Here is a 15,060-nt window from a genome sequence, read left to right on the forward strand (position 1 = left end):
GCTATGCCGAGATCGAACAACATCCCGACTTCGCACCCCCGCACATCCCGGACCGGCAGGCTCACCACGCTGCTCCTGCTGGCAGCGGTCCTCACCATCTCGGCGTGCATGTCGGTTACCGGAAAACCGGTCCCCTCCAACGATCCGACCACCGGCGATCCCCCCGAATACGCAGCCGAACTGAGCGACGACGACCGCGCAACACTGGCCTATTTCGCCATGATCCGCTCGCTGGATCCGTGCGGCTTCCTCGACGAAACTGCCATGCAGAAACTCGGTGTCCTGCGAAAGTTCGACGCCTCGCAATCACCAGGGGACTGCGAAGCGTGGATCGAGGTCGACCGCGATTCCAACAAGCAACTCGAGGTCCGCACCACCATCTACCCGAAGGACAACGGATACGCCAAGAAGGCGAAACCCATCACCGTCGCCGGCCAGCAGATCGCGGAAGCGATCGAGTACGGGCCCGGCGAGGCCAAAGGTAACAACAGCTGCCGCAACCTGATCCCCTTCGATGACCGCAGTTCGCTGTTCATCCAGGTCTTCCGCCGCACCAACGATGCCCCATGCGCGGAAGCGCACCGTATAGTCGAAGCGTCACTGGGATTGCTGCATCGACGGCCACAACGAATGGATTCGACCAAGAAAGCCCGGCACGCGGTGTCTTTGAAGGACCCGTGCGAAGCACTGGGGACGCTGTCCGAGGAGCACCAAATCACCCTCTCCTCCGGAACACAGGTTCGCGAATGCAGCTTCCAAGTGGGCAGCGCCGCGGATGCCCGCACCATCAAACTGGATTGGACCACCCTGTCCACCTACGACAACCCATACGGCGGCAGGCAGACCACCGTGGAGGGGCGCAAAGCCATCGAGTCACAGCCCGGACGCACCTGTCGGGTAGAAGTATTCGTTCCCGATCCCAGTGACGGAATCCAATACGACCCCGTAGGCGATCCTCGGTACACCTCCAGTACCGTGGCGGCGACCGCCAAAACCTGTGCCATCGCAACAGAAACCGCCTCGCTCGCGGTACGCACATTCTTGCAGTAGACGCGCCGATCTCGAGCTACGAGGGCGCCACGATTACCTCCGACCGCATCCCCCGACGATATCGTCCGTGTCCCGCGACGAGACGTTATGCCGGGGTCAATCGACTATCTGATGCAAGTACCGGAATCCTTTGTGCGGCGAGTGATTTACGACTTCAACAAGAAGTGGTTCGACGCGACGCCGACCTCTCGTTGGTCGATGTGCGGCCGCGTTCGCGTTCAGGGCAGCCGGTCGAGGAATCTGCGGACCTGGGCGGTTTCGCAGCTTCCGGTGGTCGGCAGGCGCGACAGCGGGAAGTCGTAGCGACGGCAGATCTCGTTCTTCAACGCATCGCGGGCGAGCTGCTCCGGATTTGCTTCATGGGTGCTGAAGCCGTCCACTTCGATGGCGCAAAGGTTCGCGTTGGTGATCCGCTCCCACACACAGCGAGACAACCGATTCCGCACACGGCCGAAACCCGCCGATACCGGAGTGACCCACACAAGCGGCAGCGAGTTCGAGCAGTTCTACTGACAGCAATTGGGATCGAGAACCAGGCACAGCGCCGACAGCGCATCACGGAGAGCGCGATGATAGGTGTTCATACCCCGGCGTTCGGACTCGATCAGACCGGCCTTCTTCAGCTGACCGAGATGATGGCTCACGGTGGACTCGGCCAGACCGACCAGCCCAGCGAGATCACCGGTGTTCTCCTCGGCACGCGGGCTGGTGAGCAGTAGCGACAGCAGCTTGACGCGGACCGGGTCGGCGATCGCCTTGAGTCGCAATGCGATTTCCAGCGCCGCGGCATCGTCCACCGGGGCGGCGGCGACGGGGGCGCAGCAGACCGGGGCGGACATGTCGATCACGGGCAGTGCCTTGGGCATGCGATCAACTCTACCCACCTTCTTGACATATGTCGAAAAGGTGGCGCAGACTCGAACGTGTCAGATTTTCGATATATGTCTCACAAGTGGAGGTACGACCATGTCCCGTGTCCAGCTCGCCCTCAATGTCGACGACCTCGACCAGGCGGTGACGTTCTATTCGACCCTGTTCCGGGCCGAGCCCGCCAAGCGCAAGCCGGGGTACGCCAATTTCGCCATCGCGGAGCCGCCGCTGAAGTTGGTGCTGATCGAGAATCCCGGCCATGGCGGCAGCCTCAATCACCTCGGTGTCGAGGTGGAATCCAGCGATCAGGTGCACACCGAGATCGCTCGCCTGTCGGAGGCGGGCATGTTCACCGAGGAGCAGATCGCGACCACATGTTGTTTCGCCACGCAGGACAAGGTGTGGGTGACCGCACCGGACACCGAGCGCTGGGAGATCTACACCGTGCTGGCCGACAGTGAAACCTTCGGCGTCGCACCGCAACTGGCGACCGGCGAAACAGTAAGCGACGAAGAAGCGGTCTCGGCGTGCTGCGGCACCGCGGAGGAAGCTGCCGCCGAGGGCGCGTGCTGCGGTAGTGCCGCCAAGGCCGACGCCATTGCGTCCGGCGCATCCTGCTGCGGGTGAACCCGCGCTCCCGCGTTCGTTCACTCGTTGTTCGCTTGCCTTCGGATTCGATAACCATCAATATCGATGCGTGTCGAATCGAGAGCTCCCGCTGACCGACGTGACCTCGCCCGGTTGTGAGGTCACGCCCCTGGCCCGGCAACCCTTGACCCCGCACGCCGCCACCGAGCTCGCGGCGGTGTTCAAGGCGTTGTCGGACCCGGTTCGGCTGCGACTGCTGAGTCTGGTAGCCAGCCACACCGGGCAGGAAGCCTGCGTCTGCGATATCTCCGCCGGGTTCGACGTCTCTCAACCCACCATCTCCCACCATCTGAAGGTGCTGCGCGAAGCCGGGCTGCTGTCGAGTGAGCGGCGCGGCTCGTGGGTGTACTACCGCGTCGAACCCGCTGCCTTGCAACAACTCTCGACACTGCTCAAGATCGCCGCTCCCGCGGAGTTCGCCCGATGACCGTACTGGCGCGGCGGCTGCTCGCCGAATTCGTCGGCACCGGTCTGCTTGTGTGCATCGTCGTCGGGTCCGGCATCGCCGCACAGCAGTTGTCACCGGGTGATGTCGGGGTGCAGTTGCTGGAGAATTCGATCGCGACCGTGTTCGGGCTCGGCGTCCTGATCCTGGTGTTCGGCCCGATCTCCGGTGCGCACTTCAATCCCGTGGTCTCAGTGGCTGATTGGCTGACCGGACGCCGTCGCGGAACCGGACTGACCCCTATCGAACTCGGCGCGTACATCGGTGCGCAGGTTCTCGGTGGTGTAGCCGGGGCAGTGCTGGCCAACATCATGTTCGACCAGTCCGCGATCCAGATCTCCACTCATCACCGAGCCACGACCGGGCACCTGGTCGGTGAGGTCGTTGCCACGGCGGGGCTGATCGCGGTCATCTTCGCTCTCGCCCGCACCGGTCGCGCAGCGCTGTCGGCCGCGGCGGTCGCCGCTTACATCGGCGCGGCATACTGGTTCACCAGCTCGACTTCCTTCGCCAATCCCGCCGTCTCGATCGGCCGTATCTTCTCCGACACCTTCGCCGGTATCGCGCCTGCCACAGTGCCCGCGTTCATCGCCGCCCAAATCGTCGGCGCCGCGATCGGACTCGGCTTGATCGGGCTCATCTACCCCGACCCGGCCCCTGCCGAGAACGTCGTCACTCCCCACCCCGAACGTCCGCTCACCGATCCCCGGATCACACCGTGATCGATCGGATGGCGCCCGGCCACTTCACCCATCTCGCCGCAGACGCGGCGATGACCTGGTCCGGCGGCTCCGAACCCGGCGAGCAGATCTGCGGTGATGCGTGCCCCATCTACCCCCGGCCGCCGCTGGGACCTGCCCGACCTCGACGGCCCAAACCCTCGAGACCGTGCGCGAGATCCGCGAGCAGATCGAAACCCGCGTCCACACGCTACTCACCGAACTCAGCATCCCCGCCCACTGAAAGGTGAACTCCACCAATGACGTTCATCCCCAGCGTGCTGTTCGTTTGCGTCCACAACGCTGGACGCTCCCAAATGGCCGCCGCCTTCCTCACCCACCTCGCCGGTGACCGCGTCGAAGTCCGCTCCGCGGGTTCCGCACCCGCCGACCAGGTCAACCCGGTAGCCGTGGAGGCCATGCACGAAATCGGCATCGACATCTCCACCGAATCTCCGAAGGTGCTCACCACCGACGCTGTCCAAGCCTCCGACGTGGTGATCACGATGGGCTGCGGCGACACCTGCCCCTACTTCCCCGGCAAGCAGTACCTGGACTGGAAACTCGACGACCCCGCCGGACAGGGCATCGACGCGGTCCGCCCCATTCGCGACGAAATCGAACAGCGCGTGCGCGGGCTGCTCGACGAACTCGGCATCACGGCACGATCATGAAGTCGTAACTCCCGCACCGCCGTTGTGCATCGAACCGATGCGATCCGAACACATCGGATGCTCGTACATCAAGCCGGACACTACCGGCCGGTCGTTGCCGTGCAAGCGATCCATGCGCGCCCACTTCCGCGTCCGGGTTCTCGTGCGGCCTGACATGGCACCTCGTCGGAATTAGACACACCGCCGCGCCCGCGTTCCTGATCTCGCGATCGGTGGTTACCGCAGCATTGCTCGCCGAGCGTGCCCCGCGTCGGCTGCTGCGCGGCGCAGCTCTGCGCGCCAAGCGGATTCGGCCGCGAATCCGGATCCGCTTGGGTAACAGCCTGCGAATGCCGCCTAGGAGATCCTGCGGCGGTACGTGGTCATGGCGAAGAAGTACGCGACGACGAGGATGCCGACGCACCAGGCGAGGGCGATCCAGACGTCGGTACCGACCGGCTGTTGCGTGAATAGATCGCGAATCGTATTGACGATGGACGTCACCGGCTGGTGTTCGGCGAATGCACGCACCGGGCCGGGCATCGTGTCGGTCGGCACGAATGCCGAGCTGATGAACGGCAGGAAGATGAGCGGGTAGGCGAACGCGCTCGCGCCTTCCATGGTGGTCGCGGTGAGACCGGGGATGACGGCGATCCATGTCAGCGCCAGGGTGAACAGGATCAGGATGGCGGCGACCGCCAGCCAAGCCGACACTCCCGCGCCGGAGCGGAAGCCCATGAGCAGGGCGACGACCACGACGACCACGAGCGAGATCAGGTTGGCGACCAGCGAGGTCAGCACGTGCGCCCACAGCACCGACGACCGCGCGATCGGCATGGATTGGAATCGCTCGAAGATGCCGTTCTGCATATCTTGGAAGAGCCGGTATGCGGTGTAGGAGATGCCCGAAGCGATGGTGATGAGAAGAATGCCGGGCAGCAGATATTCCACATACGAATCCGACCCCGAGTCGATCGCGCCGCCGAACACGTAGACGAACAACAGCATCATGGCGATCGGCGTGATCGCGGTCGTGATGATGGTGTCCACGCTGCGCGTGACATGGCGTAGGGATCGTCCCAGCAGGTAGGCGGTGTCGCCGAAGAAATGCGTGTTCATCGTTGTTCCTTACTCGCCGGTGCCGGCGCTGCGGGATTGCCGGTGTCGCGGTCCTTGCCTTCGTCACCGACGATGGCGAAGAAGACGTCCTCGAGGCTCGGCTGGTTCTCGACGTATTCGACCTTGGCCGGCGGGAGGAGTTGCTTGAGTTCGGCGAGCGTGCCGTTCACGATGATCCGGCCCTCGTGCAGGATCGCGATCCGGTCGGCGAGCTGTTCGGCCTCGTCCAGATACTGTGTCGTGAGCAGCACCGTGGTGCCGTGGTCGGCGAGTTCCTCGACCGCTTTCCACACCTCGATGCGCGCCTGGGGGTCGAGCCCGGTCGTCGGCTCGTCGAGGAAGATGACCGGCGGATTTCCGATCAGGCTCATCGCGATGTCGAGGCGACGGCGCATGCCACCCGAATAGGTCGACACCTTCCGCGCGGCCGCGTCGGTCAGCGAGAAGCGCTCGAGCAGGTCATCCGCGACCGCGCCTGGGTTCTCGACGTGGCGCAAGCGGGCGATCAACACGAGATTCTCACGCCCGCTGAGGATTTCGTCGACAGCGGAGAACTGTCCGGTGAGGCTGAAGGATTCCCGCACCTTCGCCGGCTCCGTGGCGACATCGAAACCGTTGACGCCCGCTGTTCCCGCGTCGGCTTTCAACAGTGTGGACAGGATTCTCACGACCGTGGTCTTGCCCGCCCCGTTGGAGCCGAGCAGGGCGAAGATGCTGCCCCGGTCCACGTGGAAATCCACGCCGCGCAGCACACGCAGCTTCCCGTAGGACTTCTCCAGCCCCCGTACCTGGATCGCCGGAGCATGTTGTGTCGTCATCGAACGGCCCTACCCTCGGTTTCCGGTGGCTTCACCGGCCGCGCGCTCGATGGCGCCGATCAGCCGTTGCCGTTCGCGGTTGATCCACGACTCGTCCTGGTAGTTCCGCGCGAACGTTTCGATGAACTCCACCGGGTCCTCCCCCACGACCTCGCGGATCGGGGTTCGGTCCGCGGCGCTCTGCTCGAACAGATCGATAAGGTCTTCGAACAGCGCAACGCCGCCCCCCGAGCCGAAATACATCAGGTACCGCTCGAAAGCATCGACTGCCGTGCGATAGGGCTCGGGAAGCTGTTTCGCGCGTGCCTTGTACTGCCACCACCGACGCTTGTCGCCGAGATCGCCGATCACCTTTTCGATGAACATGGTTATTTGCCTCCTTCGTGGAGCTGTTCGAGCCGTTCGGAGAGGAAGCTCCAGGTCCTCCAGAACTCATCGAGATACTCCTGTCCCTGCGCATTGAGGGAGTACACCTTGCGCGGCGGCCCCTTCTCCGACGGGATCTTCTCCACGTCGACCAGGCCCCTTTTCTCGATCCTGACGAGCAGGGCATAGACAGTGCCCTCGGCGATGTCGGAAAAGCCCTGCTCCCGTAGCCACGCCGTGATCTCGTAGCCGTACGCGGACCGCACGGACAGGATCGCGAGGACGATGCCTTCCAGCGTCCCCTTGAGCATCTCCGTTATCTGCTTGCCCACGGACCACCACCTCCTCACACTACTCAGTGTTGCTGACTACCAGTACATAGTAACACTGAATAGTGGCGACGCAATCTACCCGTGACGGCGGGAGGTGTCGGCTCTTGCCACCGGAAGGTGGAACCACGGATCGGGTGCGGCGAAACCAACCGGCATAAGCTGTTTCTTCACGAAATCTTGACTGCGATCAGGCGTGACCAGCGATCTACGCTGAAATGGCAGGAAGGCATATGGCCGGACCACATGCCCGAACACCTGCTACCGAGGGGCTGGTCATGAACGCCATCAGCCGACCCGAAGTTTGGGCGGCCCAGTCAGTGGATCTGCCCACCTACAGCACCACCGCGGTCACCATCGGCACCGCGATCATGCTGATCATCATCGTGCTGATCACCGCCGCGATCCTGCTGGCCGCCCGAACCGGACGGCAAAGGTAACGCCCGTACAGCACGGCCGTTCACACCGGTGTGACCAAACGCGAACCGCCCGTCGACGGGATCGTCCGCGATATATCGGAGCAGGTCGGAACGAGCTTTCGGCGCCGTCGACGGTGCAGAACGCGACTTGTGTCTTCAGCCTTCAACGCTCGCCCAGGTTCGACGAGTCACCCCGTCGGCACGGCTCTGGTGCTATCACGGAAGAGACGGTCGATCGCGTGAGGAGGCCGACATGGACGTCCGCTTCATCTCCGACGGCGGTGTGCGTGCGTATCCGGCGACTGACCTGAAGGAGTTGCTGGACCGGCCTGACGGACTGGTCTGGGTGGACGTCCCGACCTGGGACGATCAGGCCGCCCACGTATTGACCGACGTCTTCGGATTTCATCCCCTCGCCATCCGGGACTCGATGAACCGCAACCAGGTGCCCAAGGTGCACCGGTACGCGAACCACATGTTCCTGGTGCTGCACGCGCCGCAGTCGGGGGCGCACGGACACGTGCACTACGTCGAACTCGACCAGTTCATCGGCGACCGTTACCTGGTAACGGTGCACGGACCGCTGAATCCGGCGATCGATCAATCGACCGCGATGGTCGAGGTGAACGCCGTATTGGGCCGCCTGGAATCCGGCAGGCTCCAGCCCTGCCACGCATTCGAACTGTCCCACGCCCTGCTCGCCGCGCTCACCGCGCGAATGCGGGCCTACACCGCCGAGCTGACCAAGGACGTCTGGAAGCTCGAGCAGCAAGTCACCGCCGGACATCTCGGCGATCCGGAAACCTTCCTCGACGAGATGTTTCGGGCCCGGCACGGCCTGCTGACTGTTCGTACCATGGCCTCGCTGAGCCACGCACTCTACGGCCGGATGGTCACCATCGAGGCGTTCGGCACCGACACCGGCCAGCAGCTGCTGCTCGACGCAGTCGATCAGTTCGAACACCTGACGGTGATGGCCGACGGCCAAAAGGACTACCTGCAGGGCACGATCGAGTTCTATCAGGCACGCACGAACACCAAGATGACCATTGCCGCCGAGCGCCTCGCCGTCATCGCCGCCGTCACGCTCCCGATCACGGCCCTGTCGTCCATCATCGGCATGAACCTGATCGTGAACGAACGAACCCAATGGAGCTGGCTCGCCCTGGCCCTGCTCGTGATGCTCGCGATATCGACGTACCTGCTCATCTGGGCGAAACGCAAAGGCTGGTTCTGACCCTACTTCCGCGTCGAGCGCTGGAGGATCCACTGGGTGATGGCCGCGACCGCCGCGATCATCGATGCACCACAGGCGATCAAGGCGGCACCGGTGAAACTGGTGGTGGAATATCCGGAGGGACGAACACCGGGCAACATCAGGTCGCCGCCCGAAAAGGCCCACTGTATCCAGGAACCGATTTGGCCGCCCCCGTCCCAACCGCGAGAGGTCATGTCCAACAACGCCGATGCTCGGCTATCGAGGTGACGCATGGCCAGCAGCACGAAAATCGCCACCGCAATTCCGGAAACGACCGCTATCCGATACAGCGCGGTCTTATGGAGTCGGAGATTGGTCACCACCACGGTCACCATCACGATGATGGTGGCCGTGGTGAGGATGGCCCAGGTGCCGCTGATATCAGCGGTGCTCGGACCCGATCCCGACCACGCCATCAGATAGCTGGTTGTGGCCTCGATCCGGCCGAAAGCATTGGCCCGGGCGGTCCCATCGGGTCCGGTGACGGTGATCCAAGGCCGGAACAACATGACCAGTGTGACTAGGTTCGCGGCAGCGGCCACCGCATAACCCGCGTTCCCCCGTAATGACGCTGTCCATCCACTGTGTAGCGCCCACTGCACCACTTGCGCCCGGGGTGTGGCCCTGACCCGGGTGACGTGCGCGATACGCGGAGATTCGCGCAACTGCCAAGGTGTCGGCCGAGTCATTTCAGCCGCCACGCGGAGTCCGTGACCGAAGCCGGTGAGCATCGCCGACATTTGTGCGCACATACCCGTTCGCGGCCGAAAAGTCCCTGATAACAGACCATCTCAGCATGCTATGAACGGGTTGAAGCCCTTCGTCCCGCTCCATACGAGGCCTTTACCGCGACTCGGGTCGACCGATGAATTCCTTGATGAATTCCTTGCAGTTTCCGCCGCACCGCCTGACCCTGCCCACGAAGGAGACCACCGTGCCAACCACCAAGCGCCGCAACGACACTCCCGCCGCGAAGGTCGAGGGCGGCTCCGAAACGCAGGTGCGAACGGCCGCGGAGTCGTCGGGTACGAACCTGCTCGGCCTCGGCATCTCACCTTCGTCGAGCGCTCGATGTTCCTCGGGACCGGGTCACCAACTGGCAGAGAACATTCCAGACTGCACCGACCTCGTCGTCCGCTATCGCGCGGCGGTCGAGCGGGCCGACGAAATACCAGAGGGCTGTACCGATCTCGGCGCACCGGTTCCGCGGCCGGGACGTCCCGCGCCCAGCCTCCGCCGTGCCCGCACGCACAGGATCGAGGCGACCGGGCGCCACGCGGGCCACGCGGACATCATCCGCGACTGATCGACGGCACGACCGGCCGCTGATTTCATCCAGGACGGGACCACATGATCACCGCGACCCGGCCGGATTGTCGGACGTGTCAGCCTTCTTGCTCTCCCAGCGCGGCCGTTGTCAGGGTGAGGTGTCGAGTCAGTATGTCGGCGGCGGCGTCGGGGTCACGGGCCAGCGCGGCCTCCTCCAATCGGCGATGCTCGTCAATGCCATCGCGCTCAGGGTTACGGTGTGCCGACCAGCGGCGGGCCAGCTCGCTCGCGACCCACATCCGGTCGACGGTTTCCAACAACACCGGGTTGCCACACCCTTCCAACAGCGTGCGATGGAACACCCGGTGGGCCTCGGCCCACGCCTCGCTGTAGTACTCGCCATCCTCAGGGGTGAATACCGGCGTGCGCGCCAAGCGGTGGTGGGCAGCTCGGACGTCGCCCTCCCAGTTGACGTCACCACGTTCGATCGACATGCGCAGCACGACCGGTTCGATGGCCCGGCGGGCCTCACCGATCTGCTGCCAGCGGTGATCGGAAAAGGCTGGGACCGCGAAGCCGCGATTGGTCAGTCGTTCGGCCAGACCCTCACCGACCAGCCGCACCAGCGCCTCACGCACCACAGCCAGGCTCACACCGTGTTGCCTGGATAGATCCTGCGGCTTGAGCGCGTCACCGGGCGCGTACATGCCGCGCATGATCGCGTTCCGCAAGTGTGCGTAGACCTGCTCGGAAAGCATCTGCTTCGCCGGCGAGGTCGGGGTGTGGACCGTCCGAGTCATGATCCGATCATAGACGATTTGCAAAATCATCGATTATTTCTGATATCGTCGATCTTGCACGTCCGGCCCGACTCGAAAGGCGCGACACGATGAGCGCAAACAATCCCTACGCCCGCCTCCCCGAGGCAGCCTCCTTCACGGTCACCAGCACCACGGTGAGCGACGGCGCCGCCTGGCAACCCGCACAGTGGTCCTCCGGCGCCCCGGGCGGCAAAGACGTTTCCCCGCAACTGAGTTGGAGTGGCGCCCCAGCAGGCACCAAGAGCTACGCCGTTACCGTGTACGACCCCGACGCCCCCACCGGCTCTGGCTTCTGGCACTGGGCTGTCGCCAACATCCCGGCCACGACCACCAGCCTTCCCGAGGGCGCCGGAGACGACGCGGGCACCGGTTTGCCGGTCGGCTCCTTCCAATTGCCGAACGACGCGCGCCTACCTCGATACATCGGTGCGGCACCGCCGGCCGGGCACGGTAGACACCGCTATTTCGTCACCGTGCACGCTCTGGATGTGGACGACATCGGCATCGCCTCCGACTCCACGCCCGCTCTACTCGGGTTCACTATCGCCAGCCACATCCTGGGCCGGGCGATGCTCGTCGCGACGGCGGAGACGATGCAGTGAATTCCGTTCGAGGCGCCGGTTCCGTCACCAGCGCGGATTCGTCGTCATGTGCGGCTTCCAGTGGCTGAGTCGATCCCCTGCGAGATCGAGATCATTCGTCGCTCGCGGCGCGACGGCGACGCCATCGTCCGCTGGGTCGAGGTCATCGTGAATGGCATACCGATGCCGGCCACCGGCGAGCCGCGCGTCGTGCACACGCCTCTCGGCACACACGTCGCGCTCGACCTGACCGCCACTGCGGTCAGCATCAGGACCGAGGACGGAAAATGAGCTTGCAAGGAAAGGTTATGAGCGACAACGATATCGATCACATGATCGATCGCACCGTGCTGATCACGGGCGCGACGGACGGGCTCGGTCGAGAACTCGCGGTGCGGCTCGGCGCCGCGGGTGCCCGGCTGATTCTGCACGGCCGCAACGCCGATCGGGCCGCGGCGCTCGCGGCCGAGGTGACGGCCGCGAGCGGGCCCGTGCCGGAGATCATCCTGGCCGACCTGTCGCGGCTCGCCGAAGTGGACCGGCTGGCCGACGAGATCATCGCCCGCACTTCACGATTGGACGTGCTGGTGAACAATGCCGGCACCGGAGGCCCGCCGAACGGCAGACGCGAACTCAGCGCCGACGGCAACGAATTACTGTGGGCGGTCAACCATCTGGCCCCGTACCGGCTGACGAGGCGGTTGCTTCCGCTACTGAGGGCATCGGCTCCGGCGCGGGTGGTGAACGTCGCCTCCGCCGGACAGCAGAAGATCGACTTCGACGATCCGAACCTCGAGCACGACTACAACGCGCACACCGCCTACTGCCGCGCCAAGCTGGCGATGATCATGGCGACCATCGAATACGCCGAGGAACTCGACGGGACCGGCGTCACCGTGAACGCCCTGCACCCGGCCACCCTCATGGCGACGACCATGGTGCTGAAATCCGGAGTCACGCCGATCAGCACGGTCGCCGAGGGCGCGGATGCCACTCTCCGGTTGATCTGCGACCCGAGCCTGGCGCAGACGACAGGCCGGTATTTCAACGGCACCAGCCAAAGCCGTCCGCACGCGCAGGCCAACAATCCGAAGGCGCGCCGTCGCCTGCTCGAAATCAGTGACACCGCAGTCGTTTCGGCGGTGGGACGAGGTGGTGCGCCATGAGGTCGCGCGTCGCGTCGCCTACCAGAGTCAATGCCCCTATCGCCACATGGTGCGCATCAAGGCCGTCCGCCCAGACGTGATACGCGCCAAGGATGCGATCCGCGTTCATGACGGGCGATGGTAGCGTTCCGTTCCACGGGCAGGAATCCGGTTCCGGGAACGAGGTGGCCGAGGTGGTTTCATGGCGCGAAAGTGCCTCTGCGGCAGCTCAGGCGGATCTCGACGGGTTGCTCGAAGCCGCACTCGACATGGCCGAGTCACGGGTAGCCGAGAGTGGCGAGTTCTACCCTTTCGGCGTCGTGGTCGACAAGCACGGCCGGACCGAGATCATCGCGGCCGGAGTCGGCTCGGCACAGGAGGCACAGCGATTCGTGTACCGCGCCATCTCGGATCGGCGGCGAGATCTACGTGCTGCCGCCGTCGCGACCGACGTACGTCTGCCGGAAACAACAGGTGATGCAATCGAGGTCCATCTCGAGCACGCGGAGGGAACCGCCCTCGGCGTGCTCGAACCCTATCGAATCGAGGGCGAAGACGTCGTAACCAGCTCGTTGCGAGCGTATTCCGAGGCTCGGAAAATATGGATGTGAATGTTGGCTCGGATCAGTCGTTGAGGTAGCGCAATATTCTTTCAGCGGATCGTCGATGCCATTTGTTCTTCGATCTCAGGAAGGGTTCGACCTGGTCCCGGACTCCTTGGGCGCGCAGTTTCGACAAGGCGTCGAGAGCGTGGCCCAGTACGCTTTCATCGTCGAGTTGACTCAAAACAACCGTCGCCGCTTCTGGCTTCTGCGACTTTCCAAACCAGTTGACAACCATCTGCCTGTCACCACCCAGTTCACGGTTTCCAGCAATTTTTGCCATATCACCGAAATAACTGTCGTCGGCCGGAATGTCGTACAGGGAATTTCCAGCAGTCCACAGGATGAGACTGTTGGCTTCTCTTCCGGTGTCGAATTGTGAGATCAGAGCTGGAACCGCAGCGGTGCCGCGCGCCTTGCGGTTACCGAGGGCTCGAATCAACGAAAGCCGGGTCAGGTGCCGATCCGGCGTTTCGTCCCCTGGCCACAGCGACTCGAGATTCGTGAGCCAGTGGGCCAGGACTGCGATAGCTTCTTTCGTCTGGCCGCGCTGATTTGCGATATCTGCAACATCGCTGGCGTACCCTCCGGCCAGACTGTACTGCCGCAGCAATTCCGCACTCGGAGTCTGAGCTTCCCCGGTCAACTGTTCAAGTCCAATGGTTTCAATTTTATTTTCCCTTGATCAACCTGTTTCTGCAGTTCTGGGTCTAGTTTGGTCCTTTGGTCGACAACCAGCTCGAAGGTGTATCCGTTTTTCTCGGCGTACTTCTGGAAGTCCTTGATCTGGTCGGTGTACGCCTGATAGTCAACGTTCTTGACCTCGACTATACGCTTGTTGGCATCATCGAGGTCGTCAGGTATTCGCCTAGAAGCGGTTCCCGTTTCGGATTTTATCGACTTCTTGGTTTTTGTCGGATCGATACCCGCGCGTGCTTCGGCTCGCGCGCCGCGCGCCTTGTTCTCCCGTGCTTGTTCCGATTTGGTCGGCTCGGGCGGTCGCTGTAGCTGCTTCTGCAGAACTGGGTTGAACTTGGTACCTACCGCAGTCGTCAATGTGCCATGCGCGCCATCGAGCACTGAGATGGTAAGGTTCCGCGAGGTCGTGAGACCCTTGAGTATTTCTTGAATCCGATTCCGGGTGACGTCTGCCTCCGCCTCGGCCAGCTCGCGAGCGGCCTTGGTCAGCGTTCCTCCGCTCACAACTGCGCCAAGGACATCCAGCACACCAGCTCCGGCCAGTAGGGTGAGATGCCTCTCGATGCCGTCTTGGGCAGCCGCCAGGACGTCGGCGTATCCGCTCGTCGCGCTGCCCACGTTTCGCATCGAGTCCGAGAGCAGCTCCAATGCATCGAGCACGGATTTATTCGTTTCGTCGATGTCGGGGGTTTCCTCGGTCTTCGCGAAGTTCAACAACTGCGTCATCTTGGGTTTGATCCCGTTGTCGAGCGCCCCGTAAGCGCTGGCCAACTTCGTCCACTCATCGGCAGCCGCCTGAAGCTTGGTAGTGTCGCCGTTGATCCACTTCTCGGCACCCATGACGAGAACCCACCCGAAAGGTACGGGCCGGGATCCGCCACCCGGATTTTTCAATGGTCGAGCAAAAAGCGTTTGCCCTCCAGGATCAGCATCCGGTAGTGCACCGTTGGGTTTGTTGTACTCTTCCGCCATTTCGGACTGGTCGTGATTGACCCCGCTTTGCCGGATCAGTGCGGCCATGCGATACAGCACCTGTGTGCCCACGCTGGCGGAGACGGTCGCTTCGGCACCTACCCACCCGTATTTCTTCCCCCATTCCGCCCCGCCGTCGTCATCGCCTGACATCTGAGTGGCCGTTCGCAGCGCCTTGTCGAGAGCATCGAGTGCTGCCACCGCGGTCCGGCTGGCCAGGCTGTACGCACCGGCGGCCTCGTAGAATAGTTCGGGGTCGACATCGAGTTCAGCCATA

At 63.5% G+C, this 15,060-nt stretch carries 22 protein-coding genes and 1 pseudogene; 13 read left to right on the forward strand and 10 right to left on the reverse strand.

Annotated features, from left to right (window positions below; translation table 11 throughout):
- The first annotated feature begins 3 nt into the window (after positions 1–3).
- On the forward strand, positions 4–1,050 hold the full coding sequence (locus AB0H61_RS21210) for a hypothetical protein (RefSeq protein ID WP_357307039.1): 1,047 nt from the start codon (positions 4–6) through the stop codon (positions 1,048–1,050).
- Positions 1,051–1,268: 218 nt separating this feature from the next.
- On the opposite strand, the gene AB0H61_RS21215 is transcribed toward AB0H61_RS21210, so the two are convergent.
- A complete protein-coding gene (locus AB0H61_RS21215) occupies positions 1,269–1,472 on the reverse strand; it encodes a hypothetical protein (RefSeq protein ID WP_357307041.1) in 204 nt (67 codons plus the stop codon).
- Positions 1,473–1,556: 84 nt separating this feature from the next.
- Positions 1,557–1,916, reverse strand: a complete 360-nt coding sequence (locus tag AB0H61_RS21220) for an Rv2640c family ArsR-like transcriptional regulator (protein ID WP_357307042.1) — start codon at positions 1,914–1,916, stop codon at positions 1,557–1,559.
- Between the two features lie 100 nt (positions 1,917–2,016).
- Here AB0H61_RS21220 and AB0H61_RS21225 point away from each other — a divergent pair, with 100 nt between their 5' ends.
- From AB0H61_RS21225 to AB0H61_RS21245, 5 genes and pseudogenes are all read left to right on the forward strand, one after another.
- The gene (locus AB0H61_RS21225) at positions 2,017–2,547 is read left to right on the forward strand and encodes an ArsI/CadI family heavy metal resistance metalloenzyme (RefSeq protein WP_357307044.1); all 531 of its coding nucleotides are present in this window, start codon (positions 2,017–2,019) and stop codon (positions 2,545–2,547) included.
- Between the two features lie 70 nt (positions 2,548–2,617).
- The gene (locus AB0H61_RS21230; protein WP_357307046.1) at positions 2,618–2,995 is read left to right on the forward strand and encodes a metalloregulator ArsR/SmtB family transcription factor; all 378 of its coding nucleotides are present in this window, start codon (positions 2,618–2,620) and stop codon (positions 2,993–2,995) included.
- A complete protein-coding gene (locus AB0H61_RS21235; RefSeq protein WP_357307048.1) occupies positions 2,992–3,735 on the forward strand; it encodes an MIP/aquaporin family protein in 744 nt (247 codons plus the stop codon). Before AB0H61_RS21230 ends, AB0H61_RS21235 begins: the two co-directional genes overlap by 4 nt.
- A gap of 5 nt (positions 3,736–3,740) precedes the next feature.
- Positions 3,741–3,976: pseudogene (locus tag AB0H61_RS21240) on the forward strand (arsenate reductase ArsC); the annotation flags it as partial.
- 16 nt (positions 3,977–3,992) lie between these two features.
- Positions 3,993–4,406 carry an arsenate reductase ArsC gene (locus AB0H61_RS21245; protein WP_357307050.1) on the forward strand — a complete coding sequence of 138 codons (414 nt, stop codon included), beginning with the start codon at positions 3,993–3,995 and terminating at the stop codon, positions 4,404–4,406.
- A gap of 336 nt (positions 4,407–4,742) precedes the next feature.
- Here the strand turns inward: AB0H61_RS21245 and AB0H61_RS21250 are convergent, their stop codons facing one another.
- The 4 genes from AB0H61_RS21250 to AB0H61_RS21265 are packed head-to-tail and all read right to left on the reverse strand — an operon-like array spanning position 4,743 to position 7,020.
- Positions 4,743–5,504: an ABC transporter permease gene (locus AB0H61_RS21250; protein WP_357307052.1), complete on the reverse strand. Its 762-nt coding sequence runs from the start codon at positions 5,502–5,504 to the stop codon at positions 4,743–4,745.
- Positions 5,501–6,322 (reverse strand): ATP-binding cassette domain-containing protein, encoded by an 822-nt coding sequence (locus AB0H61_RS21255; protein WP_357307054.1) that lies wholly within the window; start codon positions 6,320–6,322, stop codon positions 5,501–5,503. The genes AB0H61_RS21250 and AB0H61_RS21255 overlap by 4 nt, the downstream gene beginning before the upstream one ends.
- Before the next feature lie 9 nt (positions 6,323–6,331).
- Positions 6,332–6,673, reverse strand: coding sequence for a DUF1048 domain-containing protein (locus AB0H61_RS21260; RefSeq protein WP_357307056.1), 342 nt, complete (start codon positions 6,671–6,673; stop codon positions 6,332–6,334).
- A 17-nt stretch (positions 6,674–6,690) separates the two neighbouring features.
- Entirely contained in the window at positions 6,691–7,020 is a 330-nt protein-coding gene (locus AB0H61_RS21265) for a PadR family transcriptional regulator (RefSeq protein ID WP_357307058.1), read from the reverse strand.
- Positions 7,021–7,295: 275 nt separating this feature from the next.
- On the opposite strand from AB0H61_RS21265, the gene AB0H61_RS21270 reads away from it, so the two are divergent.
- Entirely contained in the window at positions 7,296–7,457 is a 162-nt protein-coding gene (locus AB0H61_RS21270) for a hypothetical protein (RefSeq protein ID WP_357307060.1), read from the forward strand.
- A gap of 232 nt (positions 7,458–7,689) precedes the next feature.
- Positions 7,690–8,673 (forward strand): magnesium transporter CorA family protein, encoded by a 984-nt coding sequence (locus tag AB0H61_RS21275; RefSeq protein ID WP_357307062.1) that lies wholly within the window; start codon positions 7,690–7,692, stop codon positions 8,671–8,673.
- Positions 8,674–8,675: 2 nt separating this feature from the next.
- On the opposite strand, the gene AB0H61_RS21280 is transcribed toward AB0H61_RS21275, so the two are convergent.
- Positions 8,676–9,203, reverse strand: a complete 528-nt coding sequence (locus AB0H61_RS21280; RefSeq protein ID WP_357307064.1) for a hypothetical protein — start codon at positions 9,201–9,203, stop codon at positions 8,676–8,678.
- 425 nt (positions 9,204–9,628) lie between these two features.
- On the opposite strand from AB0H61_RS21280, the gene AB0H61_RS21285 reads away from it, so the two are divergent.
- Complete coding sequence (locus tag AB0H61_RS21285; RefSeq protein WP_357307066.1) at positions 9,629–10,000, forward strand: DUF664 domain-containing protein; 372 nt, start codon at positions 9,629–9,631, stop codon at positions 9,998–10,000.
- A 79-nt stretch (positions 10,001–10,079) separates the two neighbouring features.
- Here the strand turns inward: AB0H61_RS21285 and AB0H61_RS21290 are convergent, their stop codons facing one another.
- On the reverse strand, positions 10,080–10,763 hold the full coding sequence (locus tag AB0H61_RS21290; RefSeq protein WP_357307068.1) for a GntR family transcriptional regulator: 684 nt from the start codon (positions 10,761–10,763) through the stop codon (positions 10,080–10,082).
- Between the two features lie 89 nt (positions 10,764–10,852).
- Between AB0H61_RS21290 and AB0H61_RS21295 the strand changes: the two genes are divergently transcribed.
- The 4 genes from AB0H61_RS21295 to AB0H61_RS21310 all read left to right on the forward strand — a co-directional run bounded on the left by AB0H61_RS21295 (position 10,853) and on the right by AB0H61_RS21310 (position 13,121).
- Positions 10,853–11,386, forward strand: coding sequence for a YbhB/YbcL family Raf kinase inhibitor-like protein (locus AB0H61_RS21295; RefSeq protein ID WP_357307070.1), 534 nt, complete (start codon positions 10,853–10,855; stop codon positions 11,384–11,386).
- Positions 11,387–11,446: 60 nt separating this feature from the next.
- Positions 11,447–11,656 (forward strand): hypothetical protein, encoded by a 210-nt coding sequence (locus tag AB0H61_RS21300; protein ID WP_357307072.1) that lies wholly within the window; start codon positions 11,447–11,449, stop codon positions 11,654–11,656.
- Positions 11,657–11,673: 17 nt separating this feature from the next.
- Entirely contained in the window at positions 11,674–12,531 is an 858-nt protein-coding gene (locus AB0H61_RS21305) for an SDR family NAD(P)-dependent oxidoreductase (protein WP_357307074.1), read from the forward strand.
- Between the two features lie 107 nt (positions 12,532–12,638).
- Positions 12,639–13,121 (forward strand): hypothetical protein, encoded by a 483-nt coding sequence (locus AB0H61_RS21310; protein ID WP_357307076.1) that lies wholly within the window; start codon positions 12,639–12,641, stop codon positions 13,119–13,121.
- Positions 13,122–13,134: 13 nt separating this feature from the next.
- On the opposite strand, the gene AB0H61_RS21315 is transcribed toward AB0H61_RS21310, so the two are convergent.
- Both AB0H61_RS21315 and AB0H61_RS21320 read right to left on the reverse strand, forming a co-directional pair.
- Complete coding sequence (locus tag AB0H61_RS21315; RefSeq protein WP_357307078.1) at positions 13,135–13,758, reverse strand: HEAT repeat domain-containing protein; 624 nt, start codon at positions 13,756–13,758, stop codon at positions 13,135–13,137.
- Positions 13,755–15,059 carry a putative toxin gene (locus AB0H61_RS21320; protein ID WP_357307079.1) on the reverse strand — a complete coding sequence of 435 codons (1,305 nt, stop codon included), beginning with the start codon at positions 15,057–15,059 and terminating at the stop codon, positions 13,755–13,757. The genes AB0H61_RS21315 and AB0H61_RS21320 overlap by 4 nt, the downstream gene beginning before the upstream one ends.
- Position 15,060: the final 1 nt, after the last annotated feature.

The sequence above is a fragment of the Nocardia sp. NPDC050710 genome (genome assembly GCF_040654375.1).
Taxonomy (GTDB): Bacteria; Actinomycetota; Actinomycetes; order Mycobacteriales; family Mycobacteriaceae; genus Nocardia.